We start from the raw sequence: 4,691 nt of genomic DNA on the forward strand, positions 1-4,691 counted from the left end.
CGGTCCATCGCCGACCCGGACCAGCTGCTCTACGGGTGGGGCTTCGATCCGCTGCATCTCGGCGGCGCACGCCTGACCCGGCACGATCTCGATCGGGTCTCCACAACCCGGCCGGTCATGGTCCACCATGCCAGCCTGCACATCACCAACGTCAACAGCCTCCTCTTGGAGATGGCGGGCTTCGACGCCACCACCGCGATCGATGGTGTGCCGAAGCTGGCGGATGGCACCCCGTCGGGCGAGTTGCAGGGCATCGCCGCCCGGCTGCGCCTATTCCGAGCGCTCGGCTACAACCCGATGAGCGGGCATCTCGATGCGGCCGATGTCGCCCGGTTCGGCTCCGCCGCGCAGCTCCAGGGCATCACCACCATCGCGGACCTGCACAACGACCTTACGGAGGCGTCCGTGGCGGTCTATCGGGCCGCCTGCGTCGACGGCCTGCCGGTGCGGATCGTGCCGGCGCTGGCCTCGGTCTCCTGTGCGCCGGAAGAGGGCGTCGCCAAGATCGGCCGCCTCAATGCCGCCAACACCGACCGCCTGCGCTTCGGCATCGTGAAGATCGTCGTCGACGGTTCGATCCAGGGCTTCACCGCCCGGCTCCTGCCGCCCGGCTACCATAACGGCGCACCAAATGGCCTCTGGTACGTCGCCCCGGACGACCTCGACCGGATCGTGGGTGTCTACCACGCCGCCGGCATCCAGCTCCACATCCACACCAACGGCAACGAGGCCACCGAGGCGGCCCTCGACGCGGTCGAGAAGGCGCAGATCGCCCATCCGCGTCCCGACCACCGGCACACGCTCCAGCACTGCCAGATGGCGACCGAGGCACAGCTGCGCCGGATCAAGGCGCTGGGTTTGTGCCTCAACCTGTTCTCGAACCATCTCTATTACTGGGGCGATGCCCACCACGATCTGACCATGGGGCCGGAACGCGCGGCCCGGATCGACGCCGCCGGGAGCGCGGCGCGCCTCGGCATCCCGCTCGCGATCCACTCGGACGCGCCTGTGACGCCACTGGGGCCGCTTTTCACGGCCTGGTGCGCCGTCAACCGGACCACGTCGTCGGGGCGTGTGCTCGGCCCCGACGAACGGCTGAGCGTCGCCGAGGCTCTGCACGCCGTGACGCTGGGGGCCGCCTACACCCTCCGGATGGACCATTGCGTCGGCTCCATCGAAGCCGGGAAGTTCGCCGACTTCGCCGTCCTCGAGGCGGATCCGTTCGAGACGCCGCCAGAGACCCTGAAGGACATTCCGGTCCACGCCACGGTACTGGGCGGCCGCGTCTTCGCGGTGCCGTCGGTATGAGGCAGGAGCTTCGCGCCCCCGCGACGCGCTGCCCGCTCACGGTGGTCGGCGGCTTCCTCGGCGCCGGCAAGACGACGCTGCTGAACCGGTTGCTCGCCGGCGCGCAGGGCCGCTACGCCGTGCTGGTCAACGATTTCGGCGCGGTGAACGTCGATGCCGGCCTGATCCGCGACCATGACGGGCAGACTTTGCGGCTGACCAATGGCTGCGTCTGCTGCAGTCTGGCCGACGGATTCCTCGACACGCTGATGCGCGTGCTCGCCGAGCCCGAACCCTTCGATCACATCGTCATCGAGGCCAGCGGTGTCGGCGATCCCGGCGCCATCGCGGAGATCGCCCTGGTGGAGCCTGGCCTCGTCCTGCGCGGCGTCGTCGTGCTGGTGGATGCCGAGCGCCTGCCCGCCCTCGCCGCCGATCCGCGGATGGGCGACACGATCGCCCGCCAGATCCGCGCGGCCGACATCCTGGTGCTGAACAAGCGCGATCTCGTGGATGCAATCGGCCTCGCGGCGTCGCACGCCACGCTCGCTGCCCTCGCGCCCGATGTCCCGGTGGTCGACACCGTGGCGGCGGCGCTGCCGGAGGCGCTCTTCGCCCTCGGCGGCGAGGCCCCGGGATCGGCGGGGCGGGGCTCCTCCCGGCTGCGTGCCGAAGCGGTCACGCACGAGGACACGTTCCAGCGCCTGCTCTACCGGCGCACGGGGACGTTCGACCGCGCCGGTCTCGGACGCGCACTCGCCGGCATGCCGACCCCGCTCTTGCGCCTGAAGGGCCGGGTCCGACTGGGCGACGCCTCCGGGATGCACCTGCTTCAGATGGTCGGGCGCCGGTGGAGCCTCTCGCCGCTGCCGGAGGCTGCACAGGGCGGCATCGAACTCGTGGGCATCGCAGCGGCCGACACGGAGGCCGGTCCGACGCTGAGCGATCTCCTCGACGCCGCGCTGCTCCCGCCGCAGATCCCCCACGGAGACCGACTCGGATGCGACTGACCAAACGCACGCTCCTCGGCGCCGGCCTCGCGGTGTTGACCGCCCCCTTGGCCTCCCCGATCCTCGGTTTGCCCGCGGCTTTGGCCGACGACGCGAACGCGCCGTTGGTGATCGGCACCAACCAGGTGCCGCGCCATTTCAATGGCGCGGTGCAGTCCGGTATCGCCACCGGGATGGTCTCGACGCAGATCTTCGCGAGCCCGCTGCGTTACGACGACGCGTGGAACCCGCTTCCCTATCTGGCGAAGTTCTGGGAGGTCGCCCCCGACAACCTCAGCGTGACGCTCCACCTCGTGAGCGATGCCGTGTTCCACGACGGCCATCCGCTGACCTCGGAGGATGTCGCCTTCTCGATCGGGGTGATCAAGGCGAACCACCCGTTCCAGACCATGCTGGAGCCGGTCTCGACCGTGGAGACCCCCGACGCCCATACCGTCGTGATCCGGCTTTCGCGGCCGCATCCGGCGCTGCTGCTGGCCATGTCACCCGGCCTGATGCCGATCCTGCCCAAGCACGTCTACGGCGACGGGCAGGACATCAAGACCCATCCGGCCAACCTGAAGCCGGTCGGATCGGGCCCGTTCAAGTTCGTCGCGTACAAGCAGGGCGAGTCGATCCAGCTCGAGCGGTTCGACAAGTTCTTCATCGCCGGGCGGCCCAAGCTCGCGCGGCTTGTCTACCGAATCTTGCCGGACCAGAACAGCCTCGTCATCGCCACCGAACGGCGCGAGATCGGGATGCTGCCGTTCCTGTCCTCGGTGCGGGACATCGAGCGCCTGAGCAAGGCGCAGACCCTCACGGTGACCGATCGCGGCTTCGAGGGGATCGGCCCGATCAACTGGCTGGCCTTCAATTGCGGGAAGAAGCCGCTCGACGACGTGCGGGTGCGCCGGGCCATCGCTCTTGCCGCCAACCGCGACTTCATCACGGGCAAGCTGCTCGGCGGCGTGGCGAAGCCCGCCACCGGCCCGATCGTGCCGGGCTCGCCGTTCTACGAGCCGGCCGTCGACCCGTACAAGCTCGACATCGCCAAGGCGGAGAGCCTGCTCGACGAGGCCGGGCTGAAGAAAGGGGCCGACGGCACGCGGCTTCAGCTCACCATCGATTACATCCCCAACGACAACGACCAGCAGCGCAACGTCGCCGAATACCTGCGGGCCGGCCTCAAGCGGATCGGCATCGCCCTTCAGGTCCGGGCTGCGCCGGACTTCCCGACCTGGGCGCAGCGCGTCTCGAACTTCGATTTCGACCTGACCATGGACAACGTCTTCAATTGGGGCGACCCCGTGATCGGCGTGGCGCGAACCTACCTGTCGACCAACATTCGCAAAGGCGTAATCTGGTCGAACACCCAGCAATACCAGAATCCAAAAGTCGACGAATTGCTTAACGCGGCCGCAATCGAGACCGACGTCGCCAAGCGCAAGACGCTCTACGATGACTTCCAGAAGATCGTCGTGTCCGATGCGCCGATCGCCTACCTCAACCTCACGCCCTACAAGGCGGTCTACGACAAGCGCCTGACCAATCTGCCGCTGTCGATCTGGGGCCCGCTCTCACCCCTCGACGAGGTCGCCTGGGCGCAAGGCGCCGCGGGAGCCGAGAGATGACGGCTCTGCGCAGCCTCGGTGCGACCGCGCTGAACGCGGTCGGATTGCTGCTCGCCGTCGTGGTGCTGAACTTCCTGCTGATCCAGGCGGCACCCGGTGACCCGGCGCAGGTGATCGCCGGAGAGATGGGTGGTGCTTCGCCGGAGATCATGGCCGAGATCCGCACGCGCTACGGCCTCGATCGCAGCATCCCCGAACAGCTCGCGACCTATGTCGGCAAGGTGGCGAAGGGCGACCTCGGCTACTCGTTCTACTTCAACGAGCCGGTTTCGCGCCTCATCCTCGGCAGGCTGCCAGCCACCGCCCTGCTCGTTCTGAGTTCCCTCGCCCTCGCGGTGCTGATCGGCGCCGGCCTCGGGATCCTGAGCGCGCGCAAACCGAACGGCCTCCTCAGTCACGTCGTCTCGCTGGTGGCGATCGCCGGCAATGCCGCACCGGTCTTCTGGACCGGCCTGATGCTGCTGGTGGTGTTCGCCTCCCTGTGGCCGGTTCTGCCGGTCGCTGGGATGGAGGATGTGGCGACGCCGCGGCGCGGCCTCGCCCACGCCCTCGATGTGGCCGAACATCTGGTCCTGCCGATGCTCACCCTCGGCATCGTCTACGTCGCCCAATACAGCCGTCTGATGCGGGCCAGCATGATCGATGCGCTCAATGCCGACTACGTCCGCACCGCCCGTGCCAAGGGCCTGCCGGAGTGGATCGTGGTCGGCAAGCACGCCCTGCGCAACGCGCTGATCCCGCTCGTCACCATGGTCGGACTCCAGTTCGGACAGCTCTTCGCGGG

General features: G+C 68.5%; 4 protein-coding genes. All 4 read left to right on the top strand.

Going from position 1 to position 4,691, the window contains the following annotated elements; all coding sequences use genetic code 11:
• On the top strand, nt 1-1,308 hold a 1,308-nt coding region (locus tag FV242_RS32740), incomplete at its 5' end, for an amidohydrolase (RefSeq protein ID WP_147941846.1).
• Nucleotides 1,305-2,297 carry a GTP-binding protein gene (locus FV242_RS32745; protein WP_147941847.1) on the top strand — a complete coding sequence of 331 codons (993 nt, stop codon included), beginning with the start codon at nt 1,305-1,307 and terminating at the stop codon, nt 2,295-2,297. The genes FV242_RS32740 and FV242_RS32745, both read left to right, overlap by 4 nt.
• Nucleotides 2,288-3,907 (top strand): ABC transporter substrate-binding protein, encoded by a 1,620-nt coding sequence (locus FV242_RS32750; RefSeq protein ID WP_147941848.1) that lies wholly within the window; start codon nt 2,288-2,290, stop codon nt 3,905-3,907. The genes FV242_RS32745 and FV242_RS32750 overlap by 10 nt, the downstream gene beginning before the upstream one ends.
• A partial coding sequence (locus FV242_RS32755; RefSeq protein ID WP_147941849.1) for an ABC transporter permease occupies nt 3,904-4,691 on the top strand: 788 nt, incomplete at its 3' end. The genes FV242_RS32750 and FV242_RS32755, both read left to right, overlap by 4 nt.

Source organism: Methylobacterium sp. WL64 (genome assembly GCF_008039945.1).
Taxonomy (GTDB): Bacteria; Pseudomonadota; Alphaproteobacteria; order Rhizobiales; family Beijerinckiaceae; genus Methylobacterium.

What these genes read in the sequence shown, in the direction of transcription:
- FV242_RS32745 (WP_147941847.1), top strand. Translation starts at nt 1,305, where the DNA reads ATGAGGCAGGAGCTTCGCGCCCCCGCGACGCGCTGCCCGCTCACGGTG.
- FV242_RS32750 (WP_147941848.1), top strand. Translation starts at nt 2,288, where the DNA reads ATGCGACTGACCAAACGCACGCTCCTCGGCGCCGGCCTCGCGGTGTTG.